The organism is Nocardiopsis sp. MG754419, assembly GCF_018207095.1.
In the GTDB taxonomy this organism is placed as follows: Bacteria; Actinomycetota; Actinomycetes; order Streptosporangiales; family Streptosporangiaceae; genus Nocardiopsis.
On the sequence record NZ_QOCZ01000043.1, the window covers coordinates 1 to 15,689 of the forward strand.

Here is a 15,689-nt window from a genome sequence, read left to right on the forward strand (position 1 = left end):
GTGCTGGGGAGGTGGGCCCTCCCGGGGGAAGGGGTCGGGATCGGCCCTCGGAGGTTCTCTTACCCGCGCGGAGCCGCCCAAGCATCGCTCCCGGGTAACGGAACGGATCGCGGTCCACCGATGTGTTCCCGATCGTTCCTGGGTACTGTCGGCCCCATGCACGCGATCCGAATCACAGAACCGGGCGGCCCCGAGGTCCTGGCCTGGGAAGAGGTACCCGATCCCGTCCTCGCCGAGGGCGAGGTCCTGGTGGAGGTGGCGGCCACGGCGGTCAACCGTGCCGACGTCGCCCAACGGCAGGGCCACTATCCTCCCCCGGCCGGGGCGTCCGAGTACCCGGGTCTGGAATGTTCCGGGACCATCGTCGAACTGGGCCCGGGTGTGGAGGGCCACGCCGTGGGCGACCGTGTCTGCGCGCTGCTGTCCGGAGGCGGCTACGCGGAGCGGGTGGCGGTGCCGGCCGGCCAGCTCCTTCCGGTTCCGAGCGGGATGGACCCGGTCGAGGCGGCGGCGCTGCCCGAGGTGGCCTGCACGGTGTGGTCGAACCTGGTGTCGGCGGGCCGGCTCCGCGCAGGCGAGACCTTCCTGGTGCACGGCGGCGGCAGCGGCATCGGCACGTTCGCGATCCAATTCGCCCGCGCCCTGGGCGCCCGGGTGGCGGTCACGGCCGGCAGCGACGAGAAGCTGGAGCGCTGCCGTGAGCTGGGCGCCGAGATCACCGTCAACTATCGGACCGAGGACTTCACCGAACGTCTGCGCGCCGAGGGCGGCGCCGACCTCGTCCTCGACATCATGGGCGGGGCGTACCTGGACGCGAACCTGCGGTGCCTGCGCACCGACGGCCGCCTGGTGATCATCGGGCTGATGGGCGGGCGCCGCTCCGAGATCGATCTGGGCCGCATGCTGGCCAAACGGCTCTCCGTCCAGGCCACCACCCTGCGCTCCCGCCCCGCGTCGGAGAAGGCCGCGATCGTGTCGGGAGTACTGGAGCAGGTTTGGCCGTTGGTAGAAGAAGGAGCCATCCGCCCCGTCGTGGACCGCACCCTGCCGCTGCGGGACGCGGCGGAGGCACACCGTGTCATGGAGTCGAGCGCGCACACCGGCAAGATCCTTCTCGTCCGCTGACCGCGCGCCGAACACAGCCGAGCTAGGGAATCGATGAGCAACACAGACGACCAGAAGGAACCCCAGGTCCTGGTGGTGGGTGCCGAGGCCGGCCACGGGGACGAGGGTGACGACGCGCGGGAGCCGCGCACGCTCGCCGACATGGTGGAGCAGCCCGCCAAGGTGATGCGGATCGGCAGCATGATCCGGCAGCTCCTCGACGAGGTGAAGGCCGCCCCGTTGGACGAGGCCAGCCGCGCCCGCCTGAAGGAGATCCACACCTCCTCGATCAAGGAGCTGGAGGACGGTCTGGCCCCCGAGCTGATCGAGGAGCTCGAACGGCTCACCCTGCCGTTCGCGGAGGGTTCCGCGCCCAGCGACGCCGAGCTGCGGATCGCCCAGGCCCAGCTGGTGGGGTGGTTGGAGGGTCTGTTCCACGGCATCCAGACCACCCTGTTCGCCCAGCAGATGGCGGCCCGCGCCCAGTTGGAGAACATGCGCAAGGCGCTGCCTCCCGGTGTCGGCGGCCTGCAGGCGCAGGGCCCCGGCGGGCCCGGTGAGGACCGACAGGAGCGGCCGGACATCGGCTCGGGCCCCTACCTGTAGGTCCCGTTCCACAGCGACCGACCAGGGCGTTCGGGCCTCACCTCCCGGCACGCCACCGCCCGTGCGGGCGCGCACGGGTGGGGCACGCCTGGTCGGGGCGCACCGTTCCGCGGGCGCGTGCCGTCCCACCACCGGGGCACCGGCGCCCGCGACCGGATCCACGAGGAACACGTACGAGAGCCCGGACCCTCCACCGAGGGTCCGGGCTCTCGTGCGTCGCGCGGGCGCGCTACTTCTTCTTGTTCTTAGGGGCGTGGATCGGTTCGAGGACGTCCTTGCCCAGGAAGGGCCGCAGGGCCTCGGGGACGACCACGGAGCCGTCCTCACGCTGGTGGTTCTCCAGGATCGCGACGATCCAGCGGGTGGTCGCGAGCGTGCCGTTGAGGGTGGCGGCGAACCGCGGCTTGCCGTCCTCGTCCCGGTAACGCACGTTGAGACGGCGCGCCTGGAACTCGGTGCAGTTCGAGGTGGAGGTCAGCTCCCGGTAGGTCTCCTGGGTGGGGACCCACGCCTCGCAGTCGTACTTGCGGGCGGCGCTGGTGCCGAGGTCACCGCCGGCGATGTCCACCACGCGGTAGGGCAGGTCGAGCTTGTCGAGCATCCGCCGCTCCCAGGCCAGGAGGCGCTCGTGCTCCTCGTGGGCCTGGTCCGGGTGGGTGTAGACGAACATCTCCACCTTGTTGAACTGGTGGACGCGGATGATGCCGCGGGTGTCCTTGCCATAGGAGCCGGCCTCACGGCGGAAGCACGACGACCAGCCGATGTACCGGTTGGGCAGGGCGTCCGCCGGCAGGATCTCCCCGGAGTGGTAGCCGGCCAAGGCCACCTCGGAGGTGCCCACCAGGTACAGGTCGTCGTCGGACAGGCGGTAGACCTCGTCGGAGTGCTCGCCCAGGAACCCGGTGCCCTCCATGGTCTCGGGCTTGACCAGGACCGGGGGGATCATCGGGGTGAAGCCCGCCTCGACGGCCTGGTTCATCGCCATGTTGAGCAGCGCCAGCTCCAACTGGGCGCCCACACCGGTGAGGAAGTAGAACCGGGCACCGGAGACCTTGGCACCGCGCTCCATGTCGATGGCACCGAGCATCTCGCCCAGCTCCAGGTGGTCCCGCGGCGTGAAGTCGAACGCGCGGGGCTCGCCCACGGTCTCCAGGACCACGAAGTCGTCGACGCCGCCCTCGGGGGCACCCTCTTCCACGAGGTTGGGCACGCGCGACAGGACGGCGTCGAGGTCGTCGCCCAGACGGCCCGCCTCGGCCTCCGCCTCCTTGACCTGGGCGGCCAGGGACTTGGCCTTGGCCAGGAGCTCCTCACGCTCCTCCGGAGAGGCCTTGGAGACGGACTTGCCCACGCTCTTCTGTTCGGCGCGCAGGGTCTCGAACCGGGTCAGCGCCGCACGGCGACCGGAGTCCAGTTCGAGCAGCCGGTCGGCGACGGAGGGGTCCTCACCGCGGGCCCGCTGCGATGCACGGAGTCGTTCGGGGTCTTCTCGAAGAGCGCGAAGGTCGATCACGTCTTGCAGGGTACCGCCCGGTCCCGCCCCACCCCACATCTTTTCGGCACACTCACGTCATGATCAGGCCGGTCACCCGTCCTCCCAGTGGAAGGGTCGGCCGGGGAGAATCCCCGGCGGCGTACCGAACCGTGGGGGGACTGTCGTGAAATCTCTGGGCGAGATGACCACCGAGGAACTCACCGAGGCCCTGGAGGCGCTGGACGACACGGGGTCGGAGGACACCGCGCTGAGGTTGGCGCTGTACCGGGAACTGCGCCGGGCGGCGGCCGAGGAGTGGGTGTTCCACGAGGGGGACCTCACCGAGGTCGGGTGAGGTTCACGACCGGGCGACCGCCTGGGGGAGGGCGGTCGTCTCAGGCGATGTCGCCGGCGCGCACGCGGGCGAGCCAGCGCTCGGCCTCGGCGAAGTCCGCGTCGGTGGTGGCCCGCGGCCGCAGCGGCGGGTCGAGTTCGGTTCCCTTGCTGCGGCGCGGATAGCTGCCGAGGAAACGGACGTCGCGGCAGACCCGCCGGATGCCCATGAGCGCCTCGCCCACACGCGCGTCGGCGACGTGGCCCTCGGCGTCGATGCAGAAGCAGTAGCTGCCGAGGCCGTCGCCGGTGGGGCGCGATTCCAGCCGGGTGAGGTTGACGCCGCGCACGGCGAACTGGTTGAGGACCTCGATGAGCGCACCGGGGTGGTCGTCGGCGATGAAGGCGATCAGGGAGGTCAGGTCGGCCCCGGTGGGCTCGGGCAGGGCCCCGGCCCGGGACAGGTAGATGAAGCGGGTGGCGGCGTCGGGACGGTCGCCGACCCCGACGGCCAGGGCGTGCAGCCCGTAGCGCTCCCCGGCGATGACGGCGCAGATCGCCGCGTCGTAGGGCGCGCCCGGCTCGGAGACGGCGCGGGCGGCGGCCGCGGTGGACGACACCGTGTGGGTGTCGGCGTCCGGGATGTGGCGGGAGAGCCAGCCGCGGCACTGGGCGAGGGCGTGGGGGTGGGTGGCCACCCGTTTGACGTCCTCCAGCACGGTGCCGGGGCGCGCGAAGAGCGCGAACTCGACCGGGACGGCGGTCTCACCGGTGATGAGCAGCGACTCACCGTTGATGAGCTCGGCGATGGTGGTGGTGACCCCGCCCTCGACCGAGTTCTCCAGGGGTACGACCCCGCCGTCCACGGCACCGGCGCGGACCGCGTCGAAGACCGCGGCCACTCCGTCGCAGGGGACGCGGGCCTCCGCGGACGCGTCGGGGCGCAGGTCGCGCAGGGCCGCTTCGGTGAAGGTGCCCTCGGGGCCGAGGTAGGCGTAACGGTTGGGCATGCTGTTCAGGCTATACGGGACGCGTGGTGCGGTGGGGTCAGTGACGGGGGTCCGACGTCTCGGCGTCGGGCACGTCAGCGTCGGGTTCGCGGGGTTCGGGGGGTCGCGCGTGGGAGTCCCCGCCCTCGGTCTCGGGGGTCTCGGCGGCCCCGGAGGCTTCGGGGTCGGCCGTCTCCGCCTCCCCGGTACCGTCCTTCTCCGGCCGGTCCTCCACCGCGCCTTCCGCGTCCGGTCCCTCGGTCGGCGTTCCGGCGGTGTCGTCGGCGCTCCGGGCGGGACCGGGGACCACGGTGACCGACTGCTCCTCAGGGTCGGGTGATGCCGTGGCGGGCGCGTCCGGGTCCGACTCGGGCACCGACTCCGCGTTCGCCTCCGGCGCCGGCTCGGGCCTGACCTCGGACCTCGGTTCGGGGTCCGGCGTCGCGGCGCCGATCCCGTTGCCCAGTCGGGCGGATCGGACCACGCGGTACTCCTCGGGGCTGAGCAGGATGTGGGACTCACCGCGGTTGACGGCCTTGGCGTAGGTGCGCGATTCGGTGCGTCCGTTGATCGAGGTGACCACCACCCCGTCGCCCAGGCTGTTGAGCAGGGCGAGCGAGAAGGAGCGCGCGCCCGACATCTCCTCCAGTGCGTCGTAGTGCAGCACGGCGATGTCGCGCACGGCGCGCGGGTCGGCGCCGGCGGCGTTGACGGCGAGCGCGCGTTGGGCCAGGGCCCGGTAGTCGCCTTGGGCCTCGCGCGCCCGGAACGTCGCGTAGCAGCCGAGGGCGAGACCGCCCAGACCGAAGAGCAGACCGATGAGTGCCAGGAACGTAGTGAACACAGCGCGAGCGTATCCGCACGCACCGCACTCATGGGGTTACTCTTAGCGTTTTTTGCTACTAATCTGCCCGATTCTCCTGGACGCGCTCCGCCCCGCGCCGCGCGCACCATCGACGGCGCGCTCCCAGGACCGGTACAGAGCGGGGCGCCACTCCCGGGCGGCCAGCGCACGGGCCACGTCCACGAACTGGTGCGCGCGATGCGCCTGCGCCCGCAGGTCGGTTCCGGTCGCCCGGTGCTCCAACGGCACCTCGACCTCCACCACCCGGTAACCCGCGCGCAGGACGTCGATGCTCAGTCCGGTCTCCACCCCGAACCCCGGGGCCAGGGGGCGGGCCGCCTCGAAGGCCGCGCGGCTCAGGCAGCGCTGGCCGTTCAGCGGCTGCTCCGGCTCCCAGCCGGTGGCCTTGCGCACGCCCTCACGGGCCAGACGGACCACGAAACCGCTGCCGCCCAGACGGAGGCGGGTGGCGGGGAACAGCGCGACGGTCATGTCCGCGGTGCCCTTGAGCACCGGGGTCACCAACGGGGCCGCGCCCTTCGCGGTGCCGGCGAGGTCGGCGTCCAGGAACAGCAGGTGACGGGGGGCGCGTACGGTGCCCTCCGCCGCCTCGTGTTCCTCCACCAGGCGGATGCCCTCGGCTCCGGTCTCCATGGCGGCGCCCTTGCCGCGGTTGCGGCCGTGCCGGAACACGCGGGCCCCGGCGTCCAGGGCCAGGCGCACGGTCGCGTCCGTGGATCCGTCGTCGACCACGACGACCAGGTCCACTCCGGGCAGTCCGCGCGCGGCGGCGACGGTGGCGCCGATGCGCTCGGCCTCGTCCTTGGCGGGGATCACCACCGCGACCGCCGTACCGGCCGGTCCGTGGGTCCCGTACCGGTCCTGGGCCACGGGCGCTACTTGGTGTTGCCGGTACCGGCGGCCACCGGCAGCGCGTCGAGATCGGGGTGGATGGTGAAGACCTCATGGAGACCGGTGATCTCCAGAACCTTCATGACCGCCGGGCGGGGCGCCACGAGTTCCAGGTCGCCGTCCTTGTCGCGGGCGCGCTTCATCGCGGACAACAGGACGCTGATCCCGGTCGAGTCGCAGAACTCCGTCCGCGACATGTCGACGAACAGGCGCCGGGTTCCCCCCTCCAGAGAACCGACGAGTTCGTTGCGCAACTGGGGTGCCGTGTACAGGTCGATCTCACCGCCAACGGTTACCACCGCGACGCCATCCTGAAACCGACTCGATATCTTCAACTCCACAGTGAGGACTGTAGCGCCCCCACCAGGGCCAGGCCACTTCGCCGACGGTGTTTCGCGCCATCGATCACGTTCCTCCGGACCGGCGGCGCGAGGGGAGTCAGCGCAGGGCGCCCCACGCCGGGGCCTCGCTGCCAACGCCCAGGTCGACCTCGACGACGTCTTCCTCGTCGTGGGCGGGAGGCCGCTCCTGCCACAGCGGGACGGACGGTTCGGTCACGGCACCGTCCACGTCGCTCGGCAGGTCGTCGGCGGCGATGTCCAGGATCGCCCAGACCGTGGTCGTGGTGGCGTCCATCTCGGTCCCCCATCGACCGGCCAGGGACTGGACGATGCCCAGACCACGGCCGCCCAGACCGGAGATGGAGGGACGGGCCACCCGGGGCAGGGTGGTCGACCCACCGTCGCGTACGGCGATCTCCAACCGGCCGCCGGAGGTGTCGCGGTGCACCTCGAGTCGCCAGGACACACCCACCGTGTCGTCGGGCAGGGGTCCGGCGTGTCGCAGGGCGTTGCTGACGAGTTCGCTGAGAATGAGGGCGGCGTCGTCGACCCGGGACTCACCGAGTTCCAGGGATCTCAGATCGGCGCAGAGGCCTCGCCTGGCCCCGGAGACGCTCTCGGGCACGTAGGGAAGAGCGACGCTCCGCTCGACCTTTCGAGGGTTCCGAGGGTCCCCCTCGTCGAGTGGGGTGTGGTCTCCTGACACGGCTTTCTTCCCTGCGCATTCGTGCTTATCAGCTGGACCGGAACTCGCCCGTTGTATGGCGGCGAATTCCACCAGGGGTGGAAATGCCCCGATCACGCTGGGAGGAAACCAACGTCGCCAGGAAACTCAGGTCACAGCACCGGCCGGCGATGCGCAGATCACCGGCGCCACAGGGGCTGGAGGGGTGGTTGAGATTTCTTTTTCCCGTGTGACGCGAGTGGGCGTGTCGCACGAGGAGTGGGCGCTCCTGCGCCCCTCATTCGCGGGCCGAGGTTTCGGACAGGACCACGCCGAGGCCGGCGCCCTCACCCCGGTGGCGCGGCACCGTGATACGCATCCGGGTGCCCTTGGCCAACCGGTGCGCGGTCACCTCACCGCCCTGCTCCCGGACCAGCTGACGCACGATGTAGAGGCCGATGCCCAGGCCGCCGTACCCCCGACGGTCGCCCCGCTCGCCGCTCTGGAAGAACCGCTCGAAGATCCGCTCCTCGTCACCGGACGCGAAGCCGATGCCCTCGTCGTCCACGTGAATCGTGAGCGTCTCCTCGCCCACGTCCACACCGACCCGGACCCGGCCGCCCTCGGGGGAGAACTTGAGCGCGTTCTCCAACAGCTGGTCCATGACCATGCCGGTCACCAAGGGGTCCCCGAGCGTCCACAGCGGACCCTCCGAGTCCAGCAGCAGCTCCTGCCGTTCGGCCAGGGGACGGAACGCCGCCACGGACTGACCGAGCAGCTCCACCAGGTCGAACGGCACGCGGTCCAGGGTCATCTCACCGCTGGCCACGTCCGAGCCGAGGCGCAGCCGCTCCACCAGCTTGGCCAGGGCACGCGCCCGGTCCAGGATGATCTCGCTGGCCTCCTGTCGCCCGGCCGGTCCCAGCCGCTCTCCCTTGCGGGACAGCATCGCCGCGTAGCCCTGGATGACGGTGACCGGTGTGCGCAGCTCGTGTCCGGTACTGGCCAGGAAGAACTCCCGCTCCTCCTCCAGGGCCTTCTGCGCGGTGATGTCGCGGAAGTCCACCACCCATTCGTTGGTGCTGGGGATCCGCGCCATGAGGATCTCCAGCCAGCGACCACCCTCGTTCTGGTGCTTGAGCGGATCGCCGTGCGCCACCGGTATGGGGAAGGGCGGGTGCTTACCCTCCACCTCCTCGAAGGTGTAACCGGTCAACTCGGCCGCCGAGCGGTTCCACTTGCGCACCTTGCCGTTGAAGTCCAGCACGGCGATCCCGTCCGCGCTGGAGTCCGAGACCGCCTGCTCGCGGGCCCGCTGGAGTTTGAGCTCCTCGTAGGCCATGGCGTTGCCGATGGCCACTCCGGCGTGGGAGGCCATGAGCTCCAACAGCTCCAGCTCCACGTGCCCGACCTTGCGCTTGCTGTACAGGGCGTACAGAGCGCCGTAGGGCCGCCCCTGGGCGTTGGACAGGCACAGCGCGATGGTGTGCAGACCGGGCAGGTCGGCCCAGATGAGGTCCTCGAGGCTGCGGGTGTCGCTGTTGGCCAACAGGACGGACTTGCCGCTGCGCAGCAGCTCCCCGAACAGGCTCGTCTCCAGCGGGGCGCTGAACCCGTACAGCTCGTCCGACAGGTGGGTGAGACTGACCAGCTTCACCCGGTCCTCCTCGAGCAGCACGAAACCGCCCGCGTCGGCACCGGTGAGTTCGGTGAGGCTGCTGATGATGCGGTCCAGCACCGACTTGAGGCTGAGGTCGGCGTTGATGTCGGCGACGACGTCGGTGAGCCGGCGCACCAGGCGGGCGCGCTCCATCGCCGAGGCCTGCGCCTGGACCTCCTTGTCACGGGGGTAGAGCACCAGGACCCACCCGGTGTGACCACCCTGGTCGTCGTGCACGCACCCCGTGCTCACCCGCACGTCCAGGGCGGTGCCGTCCCGGCGCAGCCGTCGGGTGAAGATCGTCAACGGGGTTCCGGCGCGCACCTGTTCCAGCACCGCGCCGTACTCGGGTCTCAACTCCTGCGGGATGATCGGCAGCTCGCCGCCGAGCACCTCGTCCGCGGACCAGCCGAACATACGTTCGGCCGCCGGGTTCCAGAAGGTGACCCGAAGCTCGCCATCGATACCGATGACCGCGTCCGCCGAGGAGGCGAGCATGGCTTCGGCGCTGAGGGGCGCGCGCTCGGAACTCACGTCGTCATATTGCCACCCACGAGCCTTCGAGTGGCAGGCCTTTGCGTAATCCGTCCAGATTCGACGTTCAGATCACACGGGGCTCGGTGTCCGAATCCGCCTCCATGTCCCGTCCGTCGTGCTCCCAGGCCTGCATGCCGCCCGCGACGTTCACCGCGTCCCAACCGGCCTGGTTGAGGGCCATCGTGGCCTGACCCGAACGCCCACCGGACCGGCAGATGACGTAGACCTTCCGGTCCTGGGGCACCTCACCGGCGCGTTCCCCCAGGGTGCCGAGCGGAATGTGGGTGGCGCCGGGTGCGCGCCCCGCCCGCCACTCGTCGTCCTCACGGACGTCGAGGAGGTAGCCCCCCTCGGGAACCTCGTTGGCGAGAACCTCGGCGACCTGTCCACCGAACATGTGACCCCCTGTGTCGGGTGTGTACGAAAAAAGTGAGACGCGAGGGAACCGCGTGGTCGGGCCCTTCGTCCAAGCAACATGCGTATGCACACCTTCGCAACGGCACTGCCGACCCGCCTCGCCGCTCTCGCAGCCCTCGGCCTGCTTATCACGGCCTGCGGCAACGAGCCCGCCGAGGTGGACGCACCGGCACCCGGCGCCGGCGCCCCCGAAGAAACCGAGACCGACACCGACGACGAGGACACCGAGGGAACCGACGGCGGCGACGCCGCGGTGGAACTCGTGATCGAGACCTCCGTGTCCAGTGAAGAGGGACTGACCCCCGAGGAAGGCTTCGAGGAGGGCACGTGGACCCTGACCTGCGCGCCCGTCGGGGGTGACCACCCCGACCCCGAAGCCGCCTGCGCCGACATCGACGCCGTCGGCACGGAGCCGTTCACCATGGACACCACGGACATGATGTGCACGATGGAGATCGGTGGCCCCGAGGAGGCCCGGGTGACCGGCCACGTGGAGGACACCGAGATCGACACCGAGTTCAACAAGCGCAACGGGTGCGAGATCGAGCGCTTCGCCGAGGTCGAGGCCGTGATCAACCCCTGACCCTGGCCTGACCAGCACGCCCGAAGGGGGCGGACCGACCACCGGTCCGCCCCCGCTTCCGTGCCGCACGGCCCGGCCGCGGAGGCGTCCTCCCCCGGTTTCCAGGGGTCCCCACCACGGGGCTCCGCGTCGCGTCGCACCGAGGCTCAGGTGTAGGGGGTGTCCCAGAAGGCGACCTCGTGGCGCATGCCTTCGAGGAAGAAGCGCTCGGCGCGGGCGGGGTCGGGGTCCGCCTCCTCCAACATGCGTCCGTACTTCTCGGTGAGTTCGGTGAAGGCGGGGTCGTTGTAGGTGTCGATCCAGCGCGCGTAGCGCGGATCCTCCGGCGGGTTCTTCGCCAGTTCCCGTCCGAGGGTGTTGTAGCCCCACATGCACGGGTAGACGGCGGCGAGACCGTCGATGAGGTCGGCGGCGGCGTCGAGCAGCCAGGCGGTGTAGGCCGCGCAGGCCGGCCCCTTGTCCTTGGTGGTGAGGTCGGCGCCGAACTCACCGGACAGGGAGCGGTGGAGTTCGAGTTCCTCGGTGAGGGTGCTGTGCGCGATGCCCACCAGGTCGGCGAGGTGGTGGTCGGGCGCCTGCCAGGCCAGGCGGGAGAACGCCCGCGCGTAGTCGAGCAGGTAGAGGTGGTCCTGCTCCAGCCAGTAGCGGAAGGCGCGTTCGTCGAGATCGCCCCGGGAGATGCCGGCGACGGTCGGGTGTGCGAGCTGTTCGGCGACGAGCGGTCGCCCGATCTCGTGCAGTCGTTCGGTGATACCCACGCTCGCAGTGTCCCATCGGCCGCTCCGCGGTGTTCGGGCGGGCTCGACGCTCGGCGGCCCGAAAGTTTCGGAGCACCCTCTCACCGGAGTCCCCCGCACACCCGACCGGAGCCACCCGCCCCTCCCACCGGTGGGCTCGTCGAGGCGCGGGTGATCCATCCTCCTCGGGGGGTTGACCCGACCGAGGCGCGAACGTACATTCACCGGCAACAAGTTTCGCGAAAGTTTACGAAACTTTCGAGATGCGCCGATCATCACCGACGCCACTGTGTCCGCACCACGGAAAGGCACTCCTTGACCGGCTCCCCCGCCCGTCCCACCGAACACCCCCCGGCGACGGCCGCACAGCACTGGCAGGACCCCACCGCGACGCCCGCGGAGCGCGTGGACGCGCTCCTGTCCGCGATGACCCTTGAGGAGAAGGTCGCCCAACTGCACGGGATCTGGGTCCGGGCGAGCCCCGACGGCGCACCCGTCGCGCCGCACCAGCACGACCTGTCCCGGGACCCGCCGCTGTGGGAGCAGGCCATCAAGGACGGCCTGGGTCAACTCACCCGACCCTTCGGCACCGTTCCCGTCGGTCCCGCCGAGGGCCGTGCCTCCCTCGCCCGCAGCCAGCGGGAGATCATGGCCGCCAACCGGTTCGGCATCCCGGCCGTGGCCCACGAGGAGTGTCTGGCCGGCTTCGCCGCCTGGACCGCGACGATCTACCCCGTCCCCCTGGCCTGGGGCGCCTGCTTCGACCCGGCCCTGGTCGAACGCATGGCCGCGCAGATCGGCCGGAGCATGCGGGCGGTCGGCGCCCACCAGGGGCTGGCGCCCGTGCTCGACGTGGTCCGCGACGCCCGTTGGGGTCGCACCGAGGAGACCATCGGTGAGGACCCGCACCTGGTCGCGACCATCGCCACGGCCTACGTCCGCGGACTCCAGTCCACCGGGGTCGTGGCCACCCTCAAACACTTCGCCGGCTATTCGGCCTCCCGGTCCGGCCGCAACCTCGCCCCCGCCTCGATCGGCCCCCGCGAGTTCGCCGACGTCCTCCTACCGCCCTTCGAGATGGCGGTGCGCGACGGCGGCGCCCGCTCGGTGATGCACGCCTACAACGACAACGACGGACTACCCGCCGCGGCCGACCACGCCCTGCTCACTGAGTTGCTCCGGAACACCTGGGGTTTCGAGGGGACCGTGGTCGCGGACTACTTCGGGGTCGACTTCCTGCACTCACTGCACGGGCTCGCCGCGTCCCCGGCCCACGCGGGCGCCCTGGCCCTGTCCGCGGGCGTGGACGTCGAACTGCCCACCGTGCACTGCTACGGGGACCGACTGGTCGAGGAGGTCCGCGCCGGCCGGGTGCACGAGGAGACCGTGGACCGGGCCGCGCGCCGGGTGCTGCGGCAGAAGTGCGCGCTGGGCATGCTCGACCCGGGGTGGTCACCGGAGGTCCCCGAGGACGACACCGCACCCGACCTGGACCCGGCCGAGCACCGGGCACTCGCCCGCCTGTTGGCGGAGGAGTCCGTGGTGCTGCTGGAGAACACGGGCGTCCTGCCCCTGCCGGCCGCCGGGGGCGGGGACGAGGAGACCCCGGACGTGGCCCTGGTCGGTCCGCTCGCGGACACCGAGGACGCCATGCTCGGCTGCTACTCCTTCCCCGCGCACGTGGGACGCCGGCACCCCGGGACGGAGACCGGGGTCGCGGTCGCCCCCCTGTCGGAGGCGCTGCGCGAGGCGCTGCCCGCGCATCGGATCGCCCACGCTCCGGGCTGTTCGGTGGACGGCGACTCCGTGGTCGGGTTCGACGCGGCGACGACCCTGGCGCGCTCGGCACGCGTGTGCGTGGTCGCCCTGGGGGACCGTTCCGACCTGTTCGGACGGGGCACCTCCGGTGAGGGCTGCGACGCCACCGACCTGCGGTTGCCGGGGGTGCAGCAGGAACTCCTGGAGGCCCTCGTGGACACCGGCACACCCGTGGTGGCGGTCCTGTTCACCGGACGTCCGTACGCGCTGGGTCCGGTGGCCGACCGGCTGGCCGCCACCGTCCAGGCGTTCCTGCCCGGGGAGGAGGGAGGATCCGCCGTGGCCGGGGTGTTGTCCGGACGGATCTCCCCCAGTGGACGTCTGCCGGTGTCGGTGCCACGCGACCCGGGCGGCCAACCCGCCACCTACCTGGGCGCGCCCCTCGCCCACCGGAGCGCGGTCAGCTCGGTCGATCCCACCCCGCGCCACCCGTTCGGGCACGGGCTGTCGTACACGCGCTTCGCCTGGGCCGACCCCGTGGTGGACGACGGCGCCGCCCCGGAGGGCACGGTCGAGGTCCCCACCGACGGCACCGTGACGGTCGGCTGCACCGTCCGCAACACCGGGGACCGGGCCGGCACCGAGGTGGTCCAGCTGTACCTGTCCGACCCGGTCGCCGAGGTGACCCAGCCGGTCCGCCGACTCATCGGCTACGCCCGCGTCGACCTCGAACCCGGCCGGGCGCGGACGGTGACCTTCGACGTCCCCGCCGACCTGGCGTCCTACACCGGCCGCGACCTGCGACGCGTCGTCGACCCCGGGGACCTCGTCCTGGCCCTGGCCGCCTCCAGCGGCGACGTTCGGCACACGGTGTCCGTACGGCTCACCGGGCCCCGACGCGTCGTCGATCACACGCGCGGGCTCGTCTGCGCCACCCGGGTGGGGCCGGTCCTCGCGCCCGAGGACCCGGTGGGATAGGGGCCGGACCTTCCGGGGGCCAGGCGACCGCCCTCCGCCGGGGGCACGCCGTCGTCCGGCCGGTGACGCACCGTCGCCCCGTCGGAGCGTGCGCCACGCCGACCGGGCGACACGACCTCGTTCCGGTGAGACACGCGGAGGACGTCCGCGCTGTTCGGAGGGGTCCCGCCGCCCCGGAAGGCCCGTCGCTCCGGGCTTTCCCGCCCTCCGTGACCGGTTCCGGACCCGGAGGGCGGGTTGCCCCGAACCTAACGATCCAAGATCGTTGAACCTGCTTGCCCGCAATTACGGACCCACCGAAAAACACCCGGGAGTTCCCCTGCGTGCCCCAGTCGAGCGCCTCGCCGCAGCCCCTCACGCGGACACCGCGCCGCGCGGTGCGCCTGGACCGCGACGGGGCGACCGGCGCACAGGAGGGACACGCGGGAGCGCCCTCGGGGAGCACGCGGCGCTCGCGAGAGCACAACGAGAACGACCCCGGACGTTCGGCCAGAAGCCGACGACCAGGGTCGTTCATCGTGAAGTGGGCGAGGAGGGATTTGAACCCTCACATCCGTTAGGACACACGGACCTGAACCGTGCGCGTCTACCGTTCCGCCACCCGCCCGAGTGACATGTATTCGATTATCCTGCCAGGTGATCCGGTGTTTCGGCCGGTTCGTCCTGGCGACAAGAAGAAGACTAGCACGGGCTGAAGGGGGCTTGCACATCGTTTGCGGTCGGTCCCGATCGTGGCCGCCCGGCACCGATCCCGGGGGTGCACCTGAATCCAGGGGCACCCCGGCCCGGTTACGATCGTCTACACATACGAAGTGGAGTACAAAGGGAGGTACCTCGTGGGAGTGCTCCAACGCTTCGAGCGCAGGCTTGAGGGCATGATCGAAGGCACCTTCGCGATGGCCTTCAAGTCGGAGCTCCAGCCGGTCGAGGTCGCGAGCGCGGTTCAGCGAGAGATGGACGAGCGGGCCGCCATCGTCGCCCAAGGGCGGACGTTGGTCCCGAACGACTTCATCGTCGAGTTGTCGGCCAGCGACAAGGAACGCCTGGAGGTGTACGCCGACAGCCTGGGGCAGGAACTGTCGAAGCTGGCCCGTGACTACGCCACGGAACAGGGTTACTCGTTCGTCGGTCCGGTGCGGGTACAGTTCCGCGCGGACGACGGCCTGAAGACCGGTCGGTTCCGCATCCGCTCCGGCGTCGTGCGCGGAAGCCTCGTGGAGGGCGGAGAACTCCGCCAGCCGGTGGGCGACCCGGGCCCGACCTCGGGTCCGCGACAGACGGGCCGCCCCCGTCTGCTCATCTCCCCCGGCGGCGCGACCGCCGAGGGGAACATCGCGAGCCAGGGAATGCAGCAGTCGTTCGAACTGACCACACCGGTGACCCTGCTGGGCCGCGGCACCGACTGTGACCTTCGACTGGTGGACAACGGTGTCTCCCGTCACCACGTGGAGATCCGCGTGGACGGCGACGAGGTCGTCCTGGAGGACAAGGGTTCCACGAACGGGACCTTCGTCAACGGTCAGCAGGTCAGGCAGGCCCGCCTGGTGGACGGCACCCGGATCAGTCTCGGGCGTACCACCATGACCTTCCGTCGCGACTGACCGGTCTCTCCGACGGGCCAGGGATTCCCGCCGCCTCCGGACCGCAACCAACCGCGTCGTGTCGGCGTCTGAAGGTTCGAGTCCGGCGGCGGGTCGCCACAGGCCCGCTGTCGGATCCCCGGCCGGGAGGGTAGTCTCCGCGAAGACCTGA

The 15,689-nt window shown here is 71.1% G+C and carries 15 protein-coding genes and 1 tRNA gene; 6 read left to right on the forward strand and 10 right to left on the reverse strand.

The window, feature by feature from the left end; genetic code table 11:
• Positions 1-156 precede the first annotated feature (156 nt).
• Positions 157-1,125 carry an NAD(P)H-quinone oxidoreductase gene (locus DSY14_RS10985; RefSeq protein WP_211716402.1) on the forward strand — a complete coding sequence of 323 codons (969 nt, stop codon included), beginning with the start codon at positions 157-159 and terminating at the stop codon, positions 1,123-1,125.
• A 33-nt stretch (positions 1,126-1,158) separates the two neighbouring features.
• Positions 1,159-1,710: a bacterial proteasome activator family protein gene (locus DSY14_RS10990; RefSeq protein WP_211716403.1), complete on the forward strand. Its 552-nt coding sequence runs from the start codon at positions 1,159-1,161 to the stop codon at positions 1,708-1,710.
• Between the two features lie 229 nt (positions 1,711-1,939).
• Here DSY14_RS10990 and serS read toward each other — a convergent pair whose 3' ends face one another.
• The gene (gene serS, locus DSY14_RS10995) at positions 1,940-3,223 is read right to left on the reverse strand and encodes a serine--tRNA ligase (protein ID WP_211716404.1); all 1,284 of its coding nucleotides are present in this window, start codon (positions 3,221-3,223) and stop codon (positions 1,940-1,942) included.
• A 145-nt stretch (positions 3,224-3,368) separates the two neighbouring features.
• Between serS and DSY14_RS11000 the strand changes: the two genes are divergently transcribed.
• Positions 3,369-3,539 (forward strand): hypothetical protein, encoded by a 171-nt coding sequence (locus DSY14_RS11000; protein ID WP_211716405.1) that lies wholly within the window; start codon positions 3,369-3,371, stop codon positions 3,537-3,539.
• A gap of 40 nt (positions 3,540-3,579) precedes the next feature.
• On the opposite strand, the gene pheA is transcribed toward DSY14_RS11000, so the two are convergent.
• From pheA to DSY14_RS11035, 7 genes are all read right to left on the reverse strand, one after another.
• The gene (pheA, locus tag DSY14_RS11005; protein ID WP_211716406.1) at positions 3,580-4,527 is read right to left on the reverse strand and encodes a prephenate dehydratase; all 948 of its coding nucleotides are present in this window, start codon (positions 4,525-4,527) and stop codon (positions 3,580-3,582) included.
• A gap of 37 nt (positions 4,528-4,564) precedes the next feature.
• Positions 4,565-5,350, reverse strand: a complete 786-nt coding sequence (locus tag DSY14_RS29600; protein WP_211716407.1) for a DUF4446 family protein — start codon at positions 5,348-5,350, stop codon at positions 4,565-4,567.
• 42 nt (positions 5,351-5,392) lie between these two features.
• The gene (locus DSY14_RS11015) at positions 5,393-6,241 is read right to left on the reverse strand and encodes a glycosyltransferase (RefSeq protein WP_307851187.1); all 849 of its coding nucleotides are present in this window, start codon (positions 6,239-6,241) and stop codon (positions 5,393-5,395) included.
• Positions 6,242-6,246: 5 nt separating this feature from the next.
• Positions 6,247-6,603 (reverse strand): STAS domain-containing protein, encoded by a 357-nt coding sequence (locus DSY14_RS11020; RefSeq protein WP_211716408.1) that lies wholly within the window; start codon positions 6,601-6,603, stop codon positions 6,247-6,249.
• Between the two features lie 97 nt (positions 6,604-6,700).
• Positions 6,701-7,309, reverse strand: a complete 609-nt coding sequence (locus tag DSY14_RS11025; protein ID WP_211716409.1) for an ATP-binding protein — start codon at positions 7,307-7,309, stop codon at positions 6,701-6,703.
• Between the two features lie 256 nt (positions 7,310-7,565).
• Positions 7,566-9,461: a PAS domain S-box protein gene (locus tag DSY14_RS11030; RefSeq protein ID WP_211716410.1), complete on the reverse strand. Its 1,896-nt coding sequence runs from the start codon at positions 9,459-9,461 to the stop codon at positions 7,566-7,568.
• A 67-nt stretch (positions 9,462-9,528) separates the two neighbouring features.
• Positions 9,529-9,861: a rhodanese-like domain-containing protein gene (locus tag DSY14_RS11035; RefSeq protein ID WP_211716411.1), complete on the reverse strand. Its 333-nt coding sequence runs from the start codon at positions 9,859-9,861 to the stop codon at positions 9,529-9,531.
• Positions 9,862-9,939: 78 nt separating this feature from the next.
• Between DSY14_RS11035 and DSY14_RS11040 the strand changes: the two genes are divergently transcribed.
• Entirely contained in the window at positions 9,940-10,464 is a 525-nt protein-coding gene (locus tag DSY14_RS11040; protein WP_211716412.1) for an SSI family serine proteinase inhibitor, read from the forward strand.
• 146 nt (positions 10,465-10,610) lie between these two features.
• Here the strand turns inward: DSY14_RS11040 and DSY14_RS11045 are convergent, their stop codons facing one another.
• Positions 10,611-11,222, reverse strand: a complete 612-nt coding sequence (locus DSY14_RS11045) for a TenA family protein (protein ID WP_211716413.1) — start codon at positions 11,220-11,222, stop codon at positions 10,611-10,613.
• Positions 11,223-11,516: 294 nt separating this feature from the next.
• Here DSY14_RS11045 and DSY14_RS11050 point away from each other — a divergent pair, with 294 nt between their 5' ends.
• A complete protein-coding gene (locus DSY14_RS11050; RefSeq protein ID WP_249187683.1) occupies positions 11,517-13,937 on the forward strand; it encodes a beta-glucosidase in 2,421 nt (806 codons plus the stop codon).
• Between the two features lie 524 nt (positions 13,938-14,461).
• On the opposite strand, the gene DSY14_RS11055 is transcribed toward DSY14_RS11050, so the two are convergent.
• Positions 14,462-14,544, reverse strand: a tRNA-Leu gene (locus tag DSY14_RS11055).
• 235 nt (positions 14,545-14,779) lie between these two features.
• Here DSY14_RS11055 and DSY14_RS11060 point away from each other — a divergent pair.
• Positions 14,780-15,538 (forward strand): DUF3662 and FHA domain-containing protein, encoded by a 759-nt coding sequence (locus tag DSY14_RS11060; RefSeq protein ID WP_211716430.1) that lies wholly within the window; start codon positions 14,780-14,782, stop codon positions 15,536-15,538.
• Positions 15,539-15,689 lie beyond the last annotated feature (151 nt).

Bases quoted from the DNA above. Each gene is read 5' to 3' on its own strand.
- DSY14_RS10985 (WP_211716402.1), top strand. From the start codon at position 157: ATGCACGCGATCCGAATCACAGAACCGGGCGGCCCCGAGGTCCTGGCC.
- DSY14_RS10990 (WP_211716403.1), top strand. From the start codon at position 1,159: ATGAGCAACACAGACGACCAGAAGGAACCCCAGGTCCTGGTGGTGGGT.
- pheA (WP_211716406.1), bottom strand. From the start codon at position 4,527: ATGCCCAACCGTTACGCCTACCTCGGCCCCGAGGGCACCTTCACCGAA.
- DSY14_RS11035 (WP_211716411.1), bottom strand. From the start codon at position 9,861: ATGTTCGGTGGACAGGTCGCCGAGGTTCTCGCCAACGAGGTTCCCGAG.
- DSY14_RS11040 (WP_211716412.1), top strand. From the start codon at position 9,940: ATGCGTATGCACACCTTCGCAACGGCACTGCCGACCCGCCTCGCCGCT.